The following is a 20,194-nucleotide window of genomic DNA, read 5'->3' on the forward strand; positions in this document are numbered from 1 at the left end:
TGTTGTATAAGCAACATTTGTAACAGTTTTAAATAAAAAAAATGAAAACAAAATTACGGTTTAAAAAAGCAATTCTAAAATGTATTCTATTCTTTACATTTTTTAGCGGACTATTATCTTTAAATGCTCAGATAGTTATTTCTGAAATTAAGGCACCAGGAAGTGTCGAATTAAAAAACATAGGTAAAGAAACAGTAGATGTTTCTTCTTATTGGTTATGTGATTTTCCAGCATATAGTCAATTATCTTCTTCATCTATTAACGTTGTAAATGGTAGCTTATCACTTGCTCCAAATGCAATAGTAGAAATAAGTGGTTTTAACTTTATTAGTGGAGATGATGGTGAGTTAGGACTTTATAGTAATAATAGTTTTGGGAGTACTGCTAGTATTGTAGATTATATTGAGTGGGGTGCTACTGGTCATAGAAGGGCTTCTGTTGCTATTGAAGCAGGAACATGGACTAGCGAAAACTTTATACCAGCTTTTGATGAATCTAATTCTATACAATATGATGGTGTTGGTAATACTGCTGCAGATTATTTTGAAGCAGCATCAACTTTAAATGCAGAAAATTGTACTGCTGTTGCAGGAGATATTACTATTAATACAGCAAATTTAAGTGCAACTACTAGTGTTTCAGATGACTTAAAAAGTGCAACTATATGTATAGATCAGGTAACAGATTTAATTAGTGTTGATGTTGCTTCTGGAAGTGTTGGTGCAAATAGAGGATTTATAATTACAGATCGTGCAACAAATAGAATTTTAGGTTTGCCTGCTGCAGGACCATTTGATTTGAGTGGAGCTGGTGCTGGTGTGTGTGATATTTGGTATGTTAGGTATGATACTCCTTTTACAGGAAACGTAGTTGGAAATTTACTATCTGATTTAAATGGATGTTTTGATTTGTCAAACCCAATTACAATAACAAGAGCAATCCCTAATGCAGGAACAATTAGTTTAGATGCGGATGCAACAAAATCAGCAAATGTAACAACAGCGGTAGAAGGCAATAGGGCTATTATTTGTTTAGATGATCCGCTAGTTGCAGCGCCAGTTCATGTAACCAAATCAGATTTTGAAACTAACTTATCATACAGATATGTAATTACAGATTCAGATGCTTCTAATACAATATTAGGTATAACCAATACTAATGAAATAGATTTAACAGGAGCAGGAGCAGGAACGTGTAGAATATGGGGATGGTCTTATAGAGGAACACCAGAAAATGGAGCAGGTTTTGTAGGAAAGCCATTAGCAGAATTAGAGGCTGTAAATTGTTCTGATATTACAGATAATTGGGTAACAGTAGTAAGAGCAGAAGCAAATGCAGGAACAATTAGTTTAGATGCAGATGCAACAAAATCAGCAAATGTAACAACAGCGGTAGAAGGCAACAGGGCTATTATTTGTTTAGATGATCCACTAGTTGCAGCACCAGTTCATGTAACCAAATCAGATTTTGAAACTAACTTATCATACAGATATGTAATTACAGATTCAGATGCTTCTAATACAATATTAGGTATAACTAATACTAATGAAATAGATTTAACAGGAGCAGGAGCAGGAACGTGTAGAATATGGGGATGGTCTTATAGAGGAACACCAGAAAATGGAGCAGGTTTTGTAGGAAAGCCATTAGCAGAATTAGAGGCTGTAAATTGTTCTGATATTACAGATAATTGGGTAACAGTAGTAAGAGCAGAAGCAAATGCAGGAACAATTAGTTTAGATGCAGATGCAACAAAATCAGCAAATGTAACAACAGCGGTAGAAGGCAACAGGGCTATTATTTGTTTAGATGATCCACTAGTTGCAGCACCAGTTCATGTAACCAAATCAGATTTTGAAACTAACTTATCATACAGATATGTAATTACAGATTCAGATGCTTCTAATACAATATTAGGTATAACTAATACTAATGAAATAGATTTAACAGGAGCAGGAGCAGGAACGTGTAGAATATGGGGATGGTCTTATAGAGGAACACCAGAAAATGGAGCAGGTTTTGTAGGAAAGCCATTAGCAGAATTAGAGGCTGTAAACTGTTCTGATATTACAGACAATTGGGTAACAGTAGTAAGAGCAGAAGCAAATGCAGGAACAATTAGTTTAGATGTACCTGCTACTGAATCATCAAATTCAAATATTACAATAGATGGTAATACAGTATCAATATGTATAGACAACGGACCTGTACCAGTTCATGTAACCAAATCAGATTTTGAAACTAACTTATCATACAGATATGTAATTACAGATTCAGACGCTTCTAATACAATATTAGGGATAACCAATACTAATGAGATAGATTTAACAGGAGCAGGAGAAGGAACATGCAGAATATGGGGATGGTCTTATAGAGGAACACCAGAAAATGGAGCAGGTTTTTTAGGAAAGCCACTAGCAGAATTAGAGGCTGTAAATTGTTCTGATATTACAAACAATTGGATAAATGTAAATCGTTTATCAGGAGGAGATTGTAACGTGTTAAGTACAGCAGAATTTACAAATGATTTGTCAGTAAGCTTATATCCTAACCCATTAGTAAATAACCTTAATGTTAGTTTTTCAAATTTAAATAGTGTTGGTAATATTAGCTTAAATGTATACAATGTTTTAGGGAAAAGAGTGCTTTCTGAAAAAGTAGTAAGTTCAAATACCAGTATAGATATTTCAAGACTAAATCAAGGAATATATTTAGTTAGAATAGTTGACGATAAAGGGGGAGTATTGTTTAGTAAAAAAGTATTAAAATAGTTTTAGTTTTTATATTCTTTTTTAGAGGGGCATAGCAATATGCCTCTTTTTTTATTTATCAACAGAAAATCTTAAGAGTGCTTCAAATTTTTCTATCTTTAATATTTAAACCTTAATATGAAAAATTTTAAACGATTTCTGCTCTTACTTCTTGTATTATTAATAGCTATTGTTGCCTATAATTATCCAAAATTAAATATACTAGCAGGGTATTCTGCAAAAAACATAGCCTCGTCAGTTTTTGTTGCTAACCGATCTTTAGAATATACAGATGCAACAGACAACAATTTTACTCCTGTTAATTTAGCTGCAGATGAGGTTGACTATAAAAAGGGTATTACTATATCATCTGCTTTTGGATTATTAACAAGAAAAGCAGTTCACAGAAAAGGATTGGGTACTGTTTTAACTCTTATTAAAGAAGATGAAACAGCATCGTATTTATCGCCTAAACGATTACAACCAGATAACGTTACACCTTATCCATACGGAAATGCACCTCAAAAAGATACAATCTTTACAGATGTTAATTATGATAAATTACAATTAGCTATTGGTTCTGTATTTAAAAAAAGAAATCAAACAAGAGCAGTTGTTGTTTTGTATAAAGACCAAATTATTGCAGAAAAATATGCAGACGGTTTTACTAAAGATTCTAAGATTTTAGGATGGTCTATGACCAAAAGTATTTTGAGCACAGTTTTTGGAGTATTACAATATCAAGGAAAACTTAATGTTTATGACAAAGCACCAATAGATTCTTGGCAAAATGATGAGCGTAAAAATATTACACTCCATAACTTGTTACAGATGAATTCTGGTTTAGAATGGGATGAAAATTATAACGAAATTTCTGACGCTACTAAAATGCTTTTTTTAGAACGAGACATGACTACAATGCAAGAGGAGAAATTTTTAGTTGGTAAACCTAATGAAACATGGAATTATTCTTCGGGAACAAGCAATTTATTGTCGGGTATTTTAAGAAAGCAATTTAACACTCATCAGGAGTATTTAGATTTTTGGTACACAAATTTTATAGACAAAATAGGAATGAATTCTATGATATTAGAAGCAGATTTGAGCGGAAATTACGTAGGTTCTTCGTACTCATGGGCAACACCAAGAGATTGGGCAAAATTTGGCTTGTTATACCTTAAAAAAGGAAATTGGAAGGGAGAACAGTTGTTTGCAAAAGAATGGGTAGAATATATTACAACCCCAACACCAACATCTAACGGAACGTATGGGGCTCAATTTTGGTTAAATGCTAAAAAGCAATTTAAAGACGTGCCTGCAAATATGTTTTTTGCTGATGGTTATCAAGGACAAAGAGTGTATGTATTGCCAGATCAAGAATTGGTAGTTGTGCGTTTTGGTTTATCTTGGTTTGATGAGAATGAATTCCTAAAGGAAATAATATCTGCTGTTGAATGATTTTTTAGAAGCAACTTTATACTTATAAATTTCTATTTTAGTAATAGCTTTGATGAAACACAAAAAAGTAATTTAACGTGATTTCTATATAACTTTTCTATTATATAAGTATTATTTAATTGAAAATTAGATGATTGTCATTTCGAACATTGCTGAAATTTAAATTGAAAGTAGCTTACGAAGTAAAAGTGTAGTTGAGAAATCTCATATCTATAGTTAGATTTCTTCATTTCAGTCGAAATGATATTCTTTAAACAATAAAAATAGTAATTCCCTGACAAACACTATTTTTTACACCGAACTCACGTTGATTTATGTAAAAAGGTGATTATTCAATTTTCAGTTTCAATGAATCAAAAGAATCTGCTCTAATTCCAATTAATCCATATTTAGTTTCTCCCTTTTTAAGTAAGGTGCCGTTAATATTATACTCCAACATTTCCGTTTTAAATTTTTTGTTTGCAGAACCTGCGGCAATCATATTTACTCCAGCTAAACCAGGACCAATTGCAAGACCTATTGGAGTTGAACTTGTTGGCACACCATTCTCAATAGTTTGTAGATTTAATGGCGTTAACAATAAATACCATAAATAAGACGCAGGACTTTGTTTTAATGATGTAAATGCTTTTGTATTATCCATAACAAATATTTCAGTTCCATTTTCATAAGTCAATTTAACATCTCTTCCAAATGTCAAGTCTTTTTCAGAGTTATTAGTTATTTTAATGGCAACAAGTTTTATTCCTTTTTTTAGTTCTTTTTTAGCATATTTTTTGTCTAGTAAATCGTATTTGTATTCAAGTTTTACGTTGTTAGTTTCTTTAGTTGAAACATAATTGATAGATTTTGGCTCAATCATTCTGTAGCCAGATGCACAACTTGTTAAAGTAGAAATTACAATAAATAATAGTGTGATTTTGATGATTTTCATTTGATTGGTTTGGTATTAATTTTTCTGTTTTATACTGTACAAGTCTGCTATACAAAATGACGAGCAATCTAATCCTATTGTATTGTTTTTCAAGGATAATGGTTTACTAATGTCAGTATTGTGTAAAGATTTGCAATTTATTACGTTACAATATTACAGAAAAAAATATACCTACCAATTTTAAAAATTTGAAGAATTTATTCTAAAAAATGGTAGAAAGTTTACTGTTTTTCAATTAGATAAAAAAAGACTTTATGCAAAAAAACCTCCCGATTAGGAGGCTTCTTTTATTTTTTTGCTTTAATAAGAGCTATCGCTATTGCCAATATTCCTAAACCTATAGTAACATAAGAACTGGTATTGTTTTGAGATTCAATTAAATCTAAATCGCCAATTGACACCTGTGTTTCTGGAATTATCATAGTATAAATGCCATAGGTTACTAAAATAATTCCTACTATTACTAAAACGAGTTTAATACTTTTATTCATGATTTTTAATTTTTAAAATTGTTACAATAAATAACTTATTTCAAAACTAAAACATTTATATCGCAGATTTTAACTGGTTTACACGAAAAATGAACGGAATCAATTACAAATCAAACCCAATGTTAACATTTAATTTATTGGCAATCAATTTTGTAATTCTCTGTTTTACCTCTGGTATTCTAACACTTTCTAAAACGGTGTTGGCAAAAGCAAACATTAATAAAGCTCTACCTTCTTTTTGAGGAATTCCACGTTGTTGCATGTAAAAAAGAGCGTCTTCATCCAATTGCCCAATTGTACAACCATGAGAGCATTTTACATCATCAGCAAATATTTCTAGCTGAGGTTTTGCATTAATTGTGGCTTTATCACTTACCAAAACATTATTATTTTGTTGGTATGCGTTTGTTTTTTGAGCTTCTTTTTCAACAATTACCTTTCCGTTAAAAACACCTGTAGAACGCTCATCATAAATACCTTTGTAATCTTGATGAGATTCGCAGTTTGGTTCTATATGATGCACTAAAGTATGATGATCTACGTGTTGTTTTCCTTCAATAATGGTAATTCCTTTTAAAATAGAATCTATATGTTCTCCTTTTTGATAGAAATTTAAATTGTTTCTTGTAATGTTTCCACCAAAAGAAAATGTATGCACAGAAACCACACTATTAGACTGTTGTTCTATGTACGAATTATCAACCAATGAAGCTGTAATTTCATCATCTTGAATTTTATAATAGTCAATGTTAGCAGCCTTATCAGCAAATATTTCTGTAACTACATTTGTTAACACAGCATTGCTAGTTAAACTTTGATGGCGTTCTATAATTTGAACATGAGCATTCTCTCCTACAACAACTAAATTTCTAGGTTGCACCATTGTTGCGGCTTCAGAGCCTGTTGTAAAATTGATGATTTGAATTGGTTTTTTTACCTCGGTATTTTTAGGAATGTGTATATAAGCACCTTCTACAGCAAATGCAGTATTTAACGAAGTTAAATTGTCTTGTTTTGCTATTTTATTAAAGTATTTATCTATTACTGGCTTATATTTTGCATTACTTAAAGCAGAAGACATTAAACAAACATCATAATGTTCATGAGTAGTTTGCGATAAAAATGAACTGTATTTACCGTCTATAAAAACAACTTTATATGAATCTATTTCGTGAATAAAGTATTGTTTTACGTCTACTAATTCAATCGCTCTTTCAGTGTTAGGAAACAGACTATAATCTTGTTTTAATACAGTGTTTAATGATGTGTATTTCCATGCTTCAAGTTTTCTGGTAGGAAAACCCAATTCTTCAAAATTCTCTAATGCTTGAGATCTAATTTCATGCACATCAGAGTTGGTGTCTACACGATTTTCAAAAGCTACGTATGATGATAATAATTTATCTTTTAATTCCATTTTGTTTCGTTTGAAAGTTGAAAAATCTTTAAAAACTGAGTACACAATTTTATAGATTTTATAACCTTTTTACTTTTAAACCAATTCTTGTTTAATCCAGTCATAACCTTTAGCTTCTAACTCTAGAGCTAAAGAAGCATCACCAGTTTTTACAATTTTTCCATCATGTAAAACATGTACAAAATCTGGTACAATATAATCTAACAAACGTTGGTAGTGTGTAATTACAATAACAGCGTTATCTTTAGATTTTAACTTATTTACACCATTGGCAACAATACGCAATGCATCAATATCTAAACCAGAATCTGTTTCATCTAAAATGGCTAATTTTGGTTCTAACATTGCCATTTGAAAGATTTCATTACGTTTCTTTTCTCCTCCAGAAAATCCTTCGTTTAAAGAACGACCTAAAAACTTACGATCTATTTCTAACAATTCTGATTTTTCACGAATCTTTTTTAGCATATCTTTAGCAGGCATTTCTTCTAAACCTTGTGCTTTTCTAGATTCGTTAATAGCAGTTTTAATAAAGTTTGTAACAGAAACACCAGGAATTTCTACTGGGTATTGAAACGATAAAAACACCCCATTATGAGCTCTTTCTTCTGGAGCCAATTCACTAATATCTTCTCCATTTAATTCTATAGTTCCGGCAGTAACTTCATATTCTTCTTTACCTGCAATAACGTTTGCCATAGTACTTTTACCTGCACCATTGGGTCCCATAATTGCATGAACTTCACCAGGATTTACTTCTAGGTTTAATCCTTTTAAGATAGCTTTACCGTCTATTTCTGCGTTTAAGTTTTCTATTTTTAACATCGTATTTTAAGCTATTTGCTTTAAGCTTTAGGCTCTAAGCTATTTAATATTGTTTTTAATTTATTGTAATCTTTTGGAGAGTGTTGTATAATTACTTCTGCATTTTTTTCTTTTGCAAAAGCTTCAAATTTATCCATACTCTCTAGAGTTTGCTCTACATTATAATTAAATGAAGGAACTCCTTTGTTAGTTCTATTTTCTTCAAAGTGATATAAATCTCCTGTTAACAAAACTGGTTTTTTTAAACCAGCTACCTCAACGTATAACACTTGGTGTCCAATGGTATGACCAGGCATGTATTTAATAACTACTGTACCATCACCAAAAACATCATAATCACCATTTAGTTTTTTAAGGTTTTGAAGTGCTGTTAAAGCAGGATTTTTTTGAGTTAAGGTATCAGATAAATTTGCATTAAATTCATTTTCTTGAATTAAAAGCGTAGCATCTTTCATGTAATTTGCATGTCCTGTATGATCAAAATGTGAATGAGACATGGCAAAATATTTAAAATCTTTAGTTGAAAAACCAATAGATTTTAATTGATTAACCAAAGAATCTGGTCTTTGAATTCTAAATACACCACTTGGTTCATCATAAGGTGTTGGCATAACTAGTTGCTCTGGCAAACCAGCATCCCACATTAAATTTCCTTTAGGATGAGAAATTACATAGTAAGCATCTGTAAATTGTTTAGACTGCCCTGTGTATGTGGTGTCTTGAGAAAAAACCTCTAGTTTTTTTACAAAAATAGAGCCACCAACCAGTTGATAGAGTTTAACATCTGATTTTTTTTCTGATTTTTTACAACTTACAATACTAATTGCTAGAAATAAGAAGAATATTTTTTTCATTTGATGTTTATTTTATCCAACAGAACCCTCTAAAGAAATTTCTAGTAATTTTTGCGCTTCAACCGCAAATTCCATAGGTAATTTGTTTAAAACTTCTTTGCTAAATCCGTTTACAATTAAAGCAATTGCTTTTTCTGTATCTATACCACGTTGGTTACAGTAAAATAATTGGTCTTCACCAATTTTACTGGTGGTTGCTTCGTGTTCTATTTGAGCAGATTTGTTTTTGGCTTCTATGTACGGAAACGTATGTGCACCACATTCATTACCCATTAATAAAGAATCACACTGAGAGAAATTACGCGCATTTTCTGCTCTAGCATTAATTTGTACCAAACCTCTATAACTATTTTGAGACTTACCAGCAGAAATTCCTTTAGAAATAATGGTAGACTTAGTGTTTTTACCCAAATGAATCATTTTAGTACCTGTATCTGCTTGTTGGTAGTTGTTAGTAACCGCAATAGAGTAGAACTCACCAACAGAATTATTTCCTTTTAAAATACAAGAAGGATATTTCCAAGTAATAGCAGAACCTGTTTCTACTTGAGTCCAAGAAATTTTTGCGTTGTTTTCGCACAAACCTCTTTTGGTTACAAAATTGTAAACACCTCCTTTTCCAGCTTCATCACCAGGAAACCAGTTTTGAACGGTAGAGTATTTAATTTCTGCATCGTCTAAAGCAATCAATTCAACAACCGCGGCATGCAATTGATTTTCATCTCTTTGAGGTGCAGTACATCCTTCTAAATACGAAACGTAACTTCCTTTATCTGCAACTACTAAAGTTCTTTCAAACTGCCCTGTACCACCTTCATTAATTCTAAAGTAGGTAGACAATTCCATTGGGCATCTTACTCCTTTTGGTATGTAACAAAAAGAGCCATCAGAAAAAACTGCAGAGTTTAATGCTGCATAAAAATTGTCTGTAATAGGTACTACAGAACCAATATATTTTTTAACCAATTCTGGATGTTCTTGAATAGCTTCAGAGATAGGCATAAAAATAATACCTTTTTCTGCTAGTGTTTTTTTAAATGTAGTAGCTACAGAAACAGAGTCCATAACAATATCTACAGCAACATTTGCCAATTTCTTTTGTTCATCAATAGAAATTCCTAACTTTTTAAAAGTTTCTAGTAAGTCTGGATCTACCTCGTCTAAAGAGTCTAGTTTTGGTTTTTGTTTTGGTGCAGAATAGTATGCAATTTCCTGAAAATTAGGTTTTTTATAAGTTACATTAGCCCATTCTGGTTCTTCCATTTTAGACCAAACACGAAACGCCTCTAAGCGCCATTCAGTCATCCATTCTGGTTCATTTTTCTTTTTAGAAATGGCACGTACCACATCTTCGTTAAGCCCTTTTGCAAAGGTTTCACTTTCTATATCTGTATAAAAACCATACTCATATTCTTTGGTTTTTAACTCTTCTCTTAAATCGTCTTCTGTATACTTACTCATAAATATTTTTTTATAGTGAGAACGATTCCCCGCAACCACAAGTTCTGTTAGCGTTAGGATTGTTAAACACAAAACCTTTACCATTTAACCCTCCAGAATATTCTAGAGTGGTACCAACCAGGTATAAAAAGCTTTTTTTGTCTACAATAATTCTTACATCGTTTTCTTCAAAAACTTTATCGTTTTCTTCTTGTTTGTTATCAAATGTTAAATCATATGACAGCCCTGAACAACCGCCACTTTTTACGCCTACTCTAACATAATCTTTTGTTGCGTCAAAACCGTCATCTGTCATCAATTCGATAACTTTCTTTTTAGCTGTGTCTGAAACTTTTATCATAATTTAAATAGATTAAATCTAAACTGTTTGCAAATATACGACATAAGTCGAACAAAAACAGCAACCTTTCATTATCAAACATAATAAAACCATTTGTTTTATTGATTACTCTTGAAAGCTAGTATTCTGGATAAAATTGGTATCTGAAAGTGTTAAGAGAAAAGCTTTTAAATTGGCTTTATCTTTAGCAGATAAGCCTACGCCACCTTGATTTACTTTTTTCATTAAAGGGTCTATGGTAGATGAAAACTGTAACCCTTCTGAATAGTGATTAATGACTTCTTCTAATGTTGCAAATCTGCCATCGTGCATATAGGGTGCTGTAAAAGCTAGATTTCTTAGAGAGGGCGATTTGAATTTTCCGTTATCTGCAGGGTCACCGGTTACTGCCCCAAGACCTAAATCTGAAAAAGAGGAATCTAGCCCATTGTTATGAAACTTATTGTCTGTCCAAAGTGGGTTGTTATTGCTTCCATGACAATGAAAACAATCTCCTTTGGCTTCATCCATAAAAACGTCAAAACCATTTTGCTCTTCTGTAGTTAAAGTAGTTTCTCCTCTTAAAAATTTATCAAATTTAGAATCTCCAGAAATTAATGTTCTTTCAAATTGTGCCAAAGCTTTTGTAACTAAAGTTGAATCTATTTTTAAGGTTTGAAAGGCTTGTTCAAAAAGTAAGGGATATTCTGGGTGGCGTTGTAATCTTTCGGTTACATTTTGCCAATTAGCATGCATTTCTATAGGATTGGTAACAGGCTCAAAAGCTTGTCTTTCTAAACTAAAATCTTTACCATCCCAGGCAAATTTTTCATCAAAATTCCAAGCTAAATTAAATAAGGGCATTGCATTTCTGGTGCCAAAGTTACCTTCTATTCCTGAACTAAATTGGCGTTTGTCTGAAAATGCATTTTTAGGATTGTGACAAGTTGCACAAGATTGAGAGCCATCACCAGAAAGAATAGGATCAAAAAAAAGTTTTTTACCCAAAGCAACACCTTCTTGAGTTAAAGGATTTGTGGTGGGAATTATAGGATTGATTAGTTTTTCTTGAAAAAGTGAGGGTATATTTATGTTGTAAGGAATAGGTGTGTAAATTTCTTCTTCTTTTGGGGTACAGGTTGCCAAAAGAAAAAAAAGAAATAAAGCAAGAATTCCATTTTTCATTTCTTTTACAAATTACAATATTATAATTAGTTATTCTTGTTCTTCTAAGATCAATACTTTTTGTAACATTTTGTCATCTTGATGAATAATTCTATAGAAACCAACATCGCCAAAAAGAACATTAGCAATAGATGCGTTTAGGTATTTTTGCAGGCTTTTTTTTGTTTTAAAAGAAGGTTTTGCATTGTCTTTTATAAAAGATAAATAGTGTTTAATAACGGTATGATCTTTATCAAAATCTTTTACAAAAGTATCTATAGTCCATTTTTCTAGGCGTTTTCTATTATTGTCTACATAATCAAAAGCAAAGTTATTGATAGAATTAAAATAAAAGTTAGACATGTAAGAGGTAGTGTCTATGGCAACAAAAACATCTGGAATAATACCACCGCCACCATAAACTACTTTTCCTTTAGGTGTTTCAAATTTTAATGAATCAATTACTTTAATACTGTCTTTATTTAACAGTTCTCCACTTGCAATTCTTTTTTGATAATCTTTATAGTAGTTGCTGTTGCCGTTTTTAGTGTATGGTTTTTGAATAGAACGTCCTGTTGGTGTGTAATATCTTGCTGTAGTTAAGCGTACAGCAGATCCATCTCCTAAATCCATTTCTATTTGTACCAAACCTTTACCAAAAGAACGGCGTCCTATAATGGTTCCTTTATCATTATCTTGCAATGCTCCTGCTACAATTTCTGAGGCTGATGCAGAGTTTTCGTCTATTAAAATGTACAAGCCTCCGTCTTCAAAACTACCTATAGAAGTAGCATAAGATTCGTCTATTTCACCTTTGTTGTTTTTTGTAAAAACAATGAGTTTATCGTCTTCTAAAAACTCATCAATAATCTTATTAGCAATGTCTATATAACCACCACCATTACCTCTTAAATCTAAAACCAAATCTGTCATTCCATCATCAATCAAGGCAGTTAGAGAGGATTTAAATTCGCGATACGTGTTTCTAGCAAAACGATCTAACTTTATATACCCTATACTGTCATTAAGCATGTAGGCTAAATCTACACTTTTAATATTAACCTTGTCTCGTTTTAGGGTAAGGTTAAAAAGAGAATCATTACTTTTTCTATAGATTTTTAAATTAACCTCTGTACCTGGTTTTCCTTTTAAATACTTGGGTACTTTGTTACTAAACATGTCTTTACCGTACAAGGTGTCTTTATTAGCCATTAGAATTCGATCACCAGCTTTAATGCCTGCCTTGATACTTGGGCCACCTTTTATAGGTTGAATTACGGTAATTGAGTCATTTATCATTCTAAACTGAACTCCAATTCCTACAAAATTACCCTGCATATTTTCTATATTCTCTTGCTGATTTTCTTTAGGAATATACACAGAATGTGGATCAAGTTTTCCGAGCATTTGAGTAATGGCACCGTCTAAAAGACGCTCTGTATCTACATCGTCTACATAATCTCTTTCAATAAAATTGATAAGTTTTTTAATCTTTTTTTCTTGTGATGCGTTTGTTGATAAAGATAAAACATCAGAAGAGTTTCCGTTTAAAGAAATACCAATAGCAATACCTAAAACAACTGCTAAAGATAAATAGATAGGAAAATTATTTTTACTCTTCATAAGGTAAATGATTTACTGCTACACCTGCTTTTTCTAAAAAATAAATACCAGAAAGATCTTTATATGCACTTGCATAAACAACACGTTTAATACCTGCTTGATGAATAAGTTTGCTGCACTGTGTGCAAGGAGATAATGTAATGTATAATGTAGCACCGTTTGCAGATTGTGTTGAGCTTGCAACTTTTAAAATAGCATTAGCCTCTGCATGTAAAACTTCCCATTTTGTAACTCCATCTTCATCTTCGCAACAATTATCAAAACCCGTTGGGGTTCCATTAAACCCATCGGAAATAATCATTCTTCCTTTTACTATCAAAGCGCCAACTTGTTTGCGTTTGCAATGAGATAGTTTTCCCCATTCACGAGCCATTTTTAGGTAAGCTCTATCGTATTTTAGTTGCTTTTTTTCTGTCATTTATAACGAAAGTAAAAAGATTTGATGAATTTAGAAGTTAATAATTAGACAAAATTGATAAAGAATACTACAAATTTATAAAAGAGGTAGATTTGTTTAAAATCATTAAAAATCTGGTTGTTTGTACAAAAATTTTTTACCAAAAAACCCTGTCTATCATCATCTGAATAGCAAAACCAATAACGATAGCTGAGGTAACTAAAATCCAATCTCTTCTAGTTACTCTAAAAAAGTTTTGCAATATCGTTCCAAGAATCAAAATTCCTAAAACAATAATAATTTGAGCTGCTTCAATTCCTAAGGCAAATTCTAAGAGAGGAAATAATTTATCTTCTTCTTTACCTACCATTATTCTAAAATAATTAGAAAATCCTAAACCGTGTATAAGTCCAAATATAACTGCAAAAACAAGATTGAGGCTTTGTTTGTCTGTGGATGATTTTTTTGCTGTAAAAACATTAGCAACTCCTGTAATAAAAATTGTAGCAGGAATAGAAAATTCAACTAAGTTCATGTTTGCTTTTAAAATTCCGTATGCAGACAATGCAAGTGTTAAAGAGTGGCCAATAGTAAATAAAGTAACCAACCAAAATACTTTTTTCCATTGATTAAAATTGAAAACAACAGCTAAAACAATCAAAAATAAAATATGATCGTAAGCTGTAAAATCCAACACATGATTAAGTCCTATTTTAAAATACAGGATAAATTCGTCCATTTACAATATGTTTTTACAAGGTTTTCAAAGATATTAAAAAACAGAGAAGTAATATAGGTATGTAGCATTCCTATTTATAACAAAGCTATTTTACAAATTCTTCATTTATAGATATTTCTTTTTCTCAAAATCATAAAAATTAATTGTTTACGTAAAAAAATCAACATTCTTAGATATAAAAATAAGTATAAATACTTAGTTTTGTTTTAAAATACGTAATTATGAAAACAATAATTGTTGTTGGTAATGGAATGGTGGGGTACAAGTTTTGCGAAAAATTTGTAGCTAATGATGCGAGCAAAGATTTTAAAATTATCGTTTTTGGTGAAGAGCCAAGACCTGCATATGATAGAGTTCATCTAAGTGAATATTTTGAAAATAAAGATGCCAAAGCTTTAGAAATGGCACCAAGTTCTTGGTATGAAGAAAATGGTATTAAATTAATTACAGAGGCTAGAGTAACAGATATTAGTAGAAATACCAAAACTATAACTACAGCTAATGATGATAAGTATGCCTATGATTATATTGTTTTAGCTACAGGGTCTTCTGCTTTTGTACCTCCAATAAAAGGAATTGAAAAAGAAGGTGTTTTTGTGTATAGAACTATAGAAGATTTAGATGCAACAATGAATTATGTTGCGAAGCTTAAATCTGAAGGTACTCAAAAAAGAGCTGCAATTTTAGGAGGAGGTCTTCTTGGGTTAGAAGCAGCCAAAGCTTTAATAGATATGGGCTTAGAAACTGCCGTTGTTGAGTTTGCACCAAGATTAATGCCAAGGCAATTAAATGGAGATGCTAGTAAATCGCTCCAAACAAAATTAGAAGCATTAGGTATTGAAATTTTGCTAAGTAAAGCTACCCAACAATTAACAGGAAACGACGCAATAACAGGAATGCAATTTTCTGAAGAGGAAACCGTGCCTTTTGACATGCTTTTAGTGTCTGCGGGAATAAGACCAAGAGATGAGTTGGCTAAAACCTGTAATTTAGAAATAGGTACAAGAGGCGGAATTTTAGTATCTAATGATATGAGAACTTCTGACCCAAACATATTTGCCATTGGAGAGTGTGCACTTTTAAATAGTATGATTTACGGTTTGGTTGCTCCTGGTTATGACATGGCAGAAGTTGCTGTTGCACAAATTTTAGGAAATTCAGAGGCAAGTATGCCTACCGAAATAGACATGTCTACAAAACTAAAATTAAGTGGTATAGATGTGGCTAGTTTTGGTGATGCTTTAAACGAAAATGGTGGTGTTGAAATCGTATACGAAAATGGTTACGAAGGTATCTATAAAAGCATTATTGTAGATAAAGAAGGAAAATCTTTACTAGGAGGAATTATGGTAGGAGATGCGTCTGATTATAGCATGTTGCATCAAATCTTTTTAAACGGAATGAAAATTCCAGAAGATCCTGCACAATTAATTTTACCAGCTACAGATGGCGCTGCATCTTTAGGAGATGTTATGGATTTACCAGGCGAAGCACAGGTATGTTCTTGCGAAAGTGTTACCAAAGGTCAGATTTGTGGAGTTATAGAAAGCGGAGAAGCAAAAGATTTGGCAGATGTGGTTTCTTGCACAAAAGCAGGTACAGGTTGTGGAGGATGTAAACCAATGGTTGCAGATTTAACCACGGCTACCTTAAAATCTTTAGGTATAGAGGTTAAAGATACTGTCTGCGAACATTTTGACTTTAACAGACAAGATTTGTACAAAATCATAGAAGTAAAAGGCTACACTACTTTTAATGAGGTGTTAGATAATCATGGAAACGGAGGTCATGGATGTGAACTGTGTAAACCTTTGGTAGCCTCATTAATGGCAACAATTCATGCAGATACTGCAAATAAAGAATACGCTATTCAAGATTCTAATGATCGTTTCTTGGCAAATATTCAAAGAAACGGAACGTATTCTGTGGTGCCGCGTGTTCCTGGGGGAGAAATTACTCCAGACAAATTGATAGCGCTTGGGGAAATTGCTAAAAAATATGACTTATACACTAAAATAACAGGAGGTGTTCGTATCGATTTGTTTGGGGCAACCTTAAATCAATTGCCATTAATTTGGAAAGAATTAATTGCACATGGTTTTGAAAGTGGGCACGCTTACGGTAAATCTTTACGGACTGTAAAAACTTGTGTAGGATCTACTTGGTGTAGATACGGAATGGATGAGAGTGTTAGTTTTGGTATAGAGCTAGAGAACCGCTATCGCGGGATTCGTGCACCACATAAAATTAAAGGCGGCGTTTCTGGTTGTATTAGAGAATGTGCAGAAGCAAGAGGTAAAGATTTTGGTTTGATTGCTGTAGAAGGTGGTTGGAATTTGTATGTAGGTGGTAATGGAGGTGCAAATCCGCGTCATGCAGAATTATTTGCAGAGCAAATAGACAATAAAACGGTTATTAAATACCTAGATAGATATTTAATGTTTTATATGCGTACTGCAAAACCTTTACAACGTACTGCTGCGTGGCAAGAGCGTTTAGAAGGAGGTTTAGAGTACTTAAAAGAAGTAATTATAGAAGATAAATTAGGTATTGCAGAAGATTTAGAAGCAGAAATGCAAACACTAGTCAATAAATTTGAATGTGAATGGACGCAGGCTGTTAATGACCCCGAGGTTATGAAGCGTTTCAATCATTTTGTAAATAGCGAAGAGGAGGATGATAACATCGTTTTTGTGCCGTTAAGAGAGCAAAAAATGCCAGAGCCTTGGGTGTAATAGTATAAAAATTGAATGCTTTAAAGCTTATAAAATTAAAATTATAGAATAGATTACGCTAAAAGTTGGCAAACAGTTGCGTTAGGGATTGAAGTGGCATCCTTTTTTGTGTAGTTTGCGTTTTTTGTGAAGAATGAACAAAAAAAAACGAAAACAAATAAAAAAGATATAACGTAAAGCCCGACCTTTTAAGGTAACGCAAATAAAAAAACAAAAAATGGAAGAAATTTTAGAACATTATACAACCACCAAATTAGAAGATGTGCAAGTTTGGTTTAAGGCAGCATCTGTAAAAGATTTTCCAAAAGATGGAGGGGCTTGTGTAAAGTACAAAGAGAAGCAAATTGCGGTTTTTAACTTTGCTAGATTAAATAAATGGTATGCGTGCCAAAATGTTTGTCCGCATAAAATGGAAATGGTATTAAGTAGAGGAATGATAGGTGATGATAAAGGTATGCCAAAGGTTGCTTGTCCGCTTCATAAAAAGACATTTTCTTTAGAAAATGGAGAAAATTTAAACGGAGATTTAGAGGCTATTGCTACGTATCCTGTAAAGATTGAAGGAGAAAATGTGTATATTGGCTTTTTAGAATAAAGCTATAAAATGAAGCCAACAAAATTTGAAACAGCTATTGCCTTACTAGATAAAAAAAATGCAGAAGACCCAACAACATATCAAGTTGCTGGTTATGAATATCCTAAAGAGCTATTGTACGCTCAAAGAATGACAAGAAAACTTTTGCAATTTGAACCCAATGCTTCAAAAGCATTGCAAATAGCAGCAAGAGGGCAACATGTGTGTAGGTGGCAAATTGCCAGAAATGAGTATCCAATGGATAGAGTTGGGTATTTAAAATGGAGAGAAACCTTAAAAAAAATGCATGCACAAATTGCAGGAGAAATTTTACAACAAGTTGGTTATGATGATGAGTTTGTGAAGAGGGTTCAGAAAATTATTTTGAAGAAACTTATCAAAAAAAACGAAGAATCTCAAGCCTTAGAAGATACCATTTGTTTAGTGTTTTTAGATTATTATTTTGATGAGTTTGCTGCAAAACACAGTGATGAAAAAGTAATTGATATTTTGCAAAAAACTTGGGTAAAAATGTCTGATAAAGGACATAAAGCTGCATTAGAATTACCTTTTTCTGAAAAAGGATTAGCTTTGGTGCAAAAAGCAATCTCATAAATTTATACTTTTTATAGTGGCTACAATCAGCAATTCTTTAGATCAAAGAACGTTTGATAAATTAAGGCGGTTATACATTATAGCACTTAGTACTATTGCATTTTCGGTAATAATAAGTCAAATTTTGGTAAGAAATCACTTAAACAATCAAGAAAGTGATTCTACTGTAATTAATATTGCTGGTAGACAACGAATGTTAAGTCAGAAACTGACAAAAGAAATTGTTTCTATTACAGTTTCTAAAGATGAGATTCATAGGGTTTTATTAACAAATAAGATCAAAAAAACAATTTCTTTATGGGCACTTTCTCATTATTCATTGCAAAAAGGAAACGATTCTTTGGGGCTTCCTGCTAAAAATAGCAAAGACATTCAAGAAAAATTTGCAAATATCAACCCTTATTTTAATGTCATACAAACGGCATCAAAATCTATTGTTCAGCAATTAGAAAGCAATCCTTTAGTAGGTGTAACTGCTATAACATCAGATATTGAAAAAGTAACAAATAATGAGAGTACTTTTTTAACGATGATGGATGATATTGTAAATCAGTATGATAAAGAAGCAGATGCAAAAGTAGCTTGGTTAAGAAAATTAGAGTTTTTGTTAATGGCTTTAACGTTGTTAATTCTCTTAGGCGAATTTTTATTTATTTTTTGGCCTGCTGCAAAATCAGTAAAAGCAACCCTAGCAGATTTACTAATGGCAGAAAAAAAAGCTAAAAAAATGGCTTTTGATGCAGATGAATTAAGTGTAGCCAAAGAAAAATCTATCAAAGAATTGCGTGCTTTAAGTCATGCTATGGATGAGACCTTGTTGTTTGCTAGAATTGATCCAGAAGGAAGTTTAATTCATATTGGAAATAAATTTTCACGCTTATTTAAATTATCTAAATTTAAAAAAGAAGTTTTGTTTTGGAATATCATTTCCAATAATGCAAACGAGCAGTTGGCAATAGAACAGTTGATAAATAAACATAAGAAAATAGGCTGGCAAGGTGAGGTGAAAGGAACCAAAAAAGACAATTCTGATATATGGTTAGAAATGTCTGTAATACCATACAGACCTACAGAAGATAAATCAGAACTGTTAATTATAGCATCAGAAATTACAGAAAGAAAAAAGGCTCAAATAGAAATAGAAAGATTGACTAAAAAGAGTTTTGAAGAAAAAATGAGTCAGCAAAAAATTATTTCTAGTAAAATTATAGAAAATCAAGAAAAAGAACAAAACAGAATTGCTAAAGATGTTCATGATGGTATTGGGCAAATGTTAACCGGTTTAAAATACAATTTAGAAAGTATTAATGTAGACGATTTAGAAAAAACAACCTCAAAAATAGAACATCTTAAAGAGTTGACATCTAGCATTATAAAAGGGGTGAGAACCGCTACGTTTAACCTTACACCCCCAGAATTGTCAGATCATGGTGTTGTACCTGCTATTTCTAAACTAACTAAAGAATTGGAGAGGTTAACAGGTAAAGAAATTTTATTTTTTAATAAAACAGATTTTAATAAGCGCTTAGATTCTTTAATAGAAATTAATATCTATAGAATTACACAAGAAGCTATTAACAATGCTATTAAATACGCACAATCTTCGCACATTTTAGTGTCATTGTCTCATAGTAAAAATATGCTAAGTATTGTAATTGATGACAATGGTAAAGGTTTTGAACCTTCTAAAGTAAAAAAAGTAAAAAACGGAGATGGTGGTATGGGAATGACGTTTATGAAAGAACGTATAAAATATATAGACGGAAGAATGTTTCTTACTTCAGAATTGGAGAAAGGAACAAGAGTAACATTTAATATACCTTTATAATTTAATTAAT

At 31.9% G+C, this 20,194-nt stretch carries 17 protein-coding genes; 6 read left to right on the plus strand and 11 right to left on the minus strand.

Annotation, left to right across the window (positions count from 1 at the left end):
- Positions 1–41 precede the first annotated feature (41 nt).
- A complete protein-coding gene (locus DUT90_RS10070) occupies positions 42–2,771 on the plus strand; it encodes a T9SS type A sorting domain-containing protein (RefSeq protein WP_114427060.1) in 2,730 nt (909 codons plus the stop codon).
- A gap of 117 nt (positions 2,772–2,888) precedes the next feature.
- Positions 2,889–4,208: a serine hydrolase gene (locus DUT90_RS10075; RefSeq protein WP_114427061.1), complete on the plus strand. Its 1,320-nt coding sequence runs from the start codon at positions 2,889–2,891 to the stop codon at positions 4,206–4,208.
- A 328-nt stretch (positions 4,209–4,536) separates the two neighbouring features.
- On the opposite strand, the gene DUT90_RS10080 is transcribed toward DUT90_RS10075, so the two are convergent.
- From DUT90_RS10080 to DUT90_RS10130, 11 genes are all read right to left on the minus strand, one after another.
- On the minus strand, positions 4,537–5,142 hold the full coding sequence (locus DUT90_RS10080; RefSeq protein WP_114427062.1) for a hypothetical protein: 606 nt from the start codon (positions 5,140–5,142) through the stop codon (positions 4,537–4,539).
- A gap of 287 nt (positions 5,143–5,429) precedes the next feature.
- Complete coding sequence (locus tag DUT90_RS10085; protein ID WP_114427063.1) at positions 5,430–5,633, minus strand: hypothetical protein; 204 nt, start codon at positions 5,631–5,633, stop codon at positions 5,430–5,432.
- Between the two features lie 103 nt (positions 5,634–5,736).
- A complete protein-coding gene (gene sufD, locus DUT90_RS10090) occupies positions 5,737–7,050 on the minus strand; it encodes a Fe-S cluster assembly protein SufD (RefSeq protein ID WP_114427064.1) in 1,314 nt (437 codons plus the stop codon).
- A gap of 75 nt (positions 7,051–7,125) precedes the next feature.
- Positions 7,126–7,875: a Fe-S cluster assembly ATPase SufC gene (gene sufC, locus DUT90_RS10095; RefSeq protein WP_114427065.1), complete on the minus strand. Its 750-nt coding sequence runs from the start codon at positions 7,873–7,875 to the stop codon at positions 7,126–7,128.
- Positions 7,876–7,895: 20 nt separating this feature from the next.
- Entirely contained in the window at positions 7,896–8,729 is an 834-nt protein-coding gene (locus tag DUT90_RS10100; RefSeq protein WP_114427066.1) for an N-acyl homoserine lactonase family protein, read from the minus strand.
- Positions 8,730–8,741: 12 nt separating this feature from the next.
- Complete coding sequence (sufB, locus tag DUT90_RS10105) at positions 8,742–10,190, minus strand: Fe-S cluster assembly protein SufB (protein ID WP_114427067.1); 1,449 nt, start codon at positions 10,188–10,190, stop codon at positions 8,742–8,744.
- A gap of 10 nt (positions 10,191–10,200) precedes the next feature.
- Complete coding sequence (locus DUT90_RS10110) at positions 10,201–10,530, minus strand: iron-sulfur cluster assembly accessory protein (protein ID WP_114427068.1); 330 nt, start codon at positions 10,528–10,530, stop codon at positions 10,201–10,203.
- A 105-nt stretch (positions 10,531–10,635) separates the two neighbouring features.
- Complete coding sequence (locus DUT90_RS10115; protein ID WP_114427069.1) at positions 10,636–11,694, minus strand: cytochrome-c peroxidase; 1,059 nt, start codon at positions 11,692–11,694, stop codon at positions 10,636–10,638.
- A gap of 30 nt (positions 11,695–11,724) precedes the next feature.
- The gene (locus tag DUT90_RS10120) at positions 11,725–13,296 is read right to left on the minus strand and encodes a S41 family peptidase (RefSeq protein WP_114427070.1); all 1,572 of its coding nucleotides are present in this window, start codon (positions 13,294–13,296) and stop codon (positions 11,725–11,727) included.
- Positions 13,286–13,714, minus strand: coding sequence for a dCMP deaminase family protein (locus tag DUT90_RS10125; RefSeq protein ID WP_114427071.1), 429 nt, complete (start codon positions 13,712–13,714; stop codon positions 13,286–13,288). The genes DUT90_RS10120 and DUT90_RS10125 overlap by 11 nt, the downstream gene beginning before the upstream one ends.
- A 136-nt stretch (positions 13,715–13,850) precedes the next feature.
- A complete protein-coding gene (locus tag DUT90_RS10130; protein ID WP_114427072.1) occupies positions 13,851–14,432 on the minus strand; it encodes a HupE/UreJ family protein in 582 nt (193 codons plus the stop codon).
- 221 nt (positions 14,433–14,653) lie between these two features.
- Here DUT90_RS10130 and nirB point away from each other — a divergent pair, with 221 nt between their 5' ends.
- From nirB to DUT90_RS10150, 4 genes are all read left to right on the plus strand, one after another.
- Positions 14,654–17,167: a nitrite reductase large subunit NirB gene (gene nirB, locus DUT90_RS10135; RefSeq protein WP_114427073.1), complete on the plus strand. Its 2,514-nt coding sequence runs from the start codon at positions 14,654–14,656 to the stop codon at positions 17,165–17,167.
- Positions 17,168–17,384: 217 nt separating this feature from the next.
- Positions 17,385–17,762: a nitrite reductase small subunit NirD gene (gene nirD, locus DUT90_RS10140; RefSeq protein ID WP_114427074.1), complete on the plus strand. Its 378-nt coding sequence runs from the start codon at positions 17,385–17,387 to the stop codon at positions 17,760–17,762.
- Positions 17,763–17,771: 9 nt separating this feature from the next.
- Positions 17,772–18,356 (plus strand): DUF4202 domain-containing protein, encoded by a 585-nt coding sequence (locus DUT90_RS10145; protein ID WP_114427075.1) that lies wholly within the window; start codon positions 17,772–17,774, stop codon positions 18,354–18,356.
- Positions 18,357–18,372: 16 nt separating this feature from the next.
- A complete protein-coding gene (locus tag DUT90_RS10150; protein ID WP_114427076.1) occupies positions 18,373–20,184 on the plus strand; it encodes an ATP-binding protein in 1,812 nt (603 codons plus the stop codon).
- Positions 20,185–20,194: the final 10 nt, after the last annotated feature.

The organism is Polaribacter sp. WD7 (assembly GCF_003335085.1).
Lineage (GTDB): Bacteria > Bacteroidota > Bacteroidia > Flavobacteriales > Flavobacteriaceae > Polaribacter.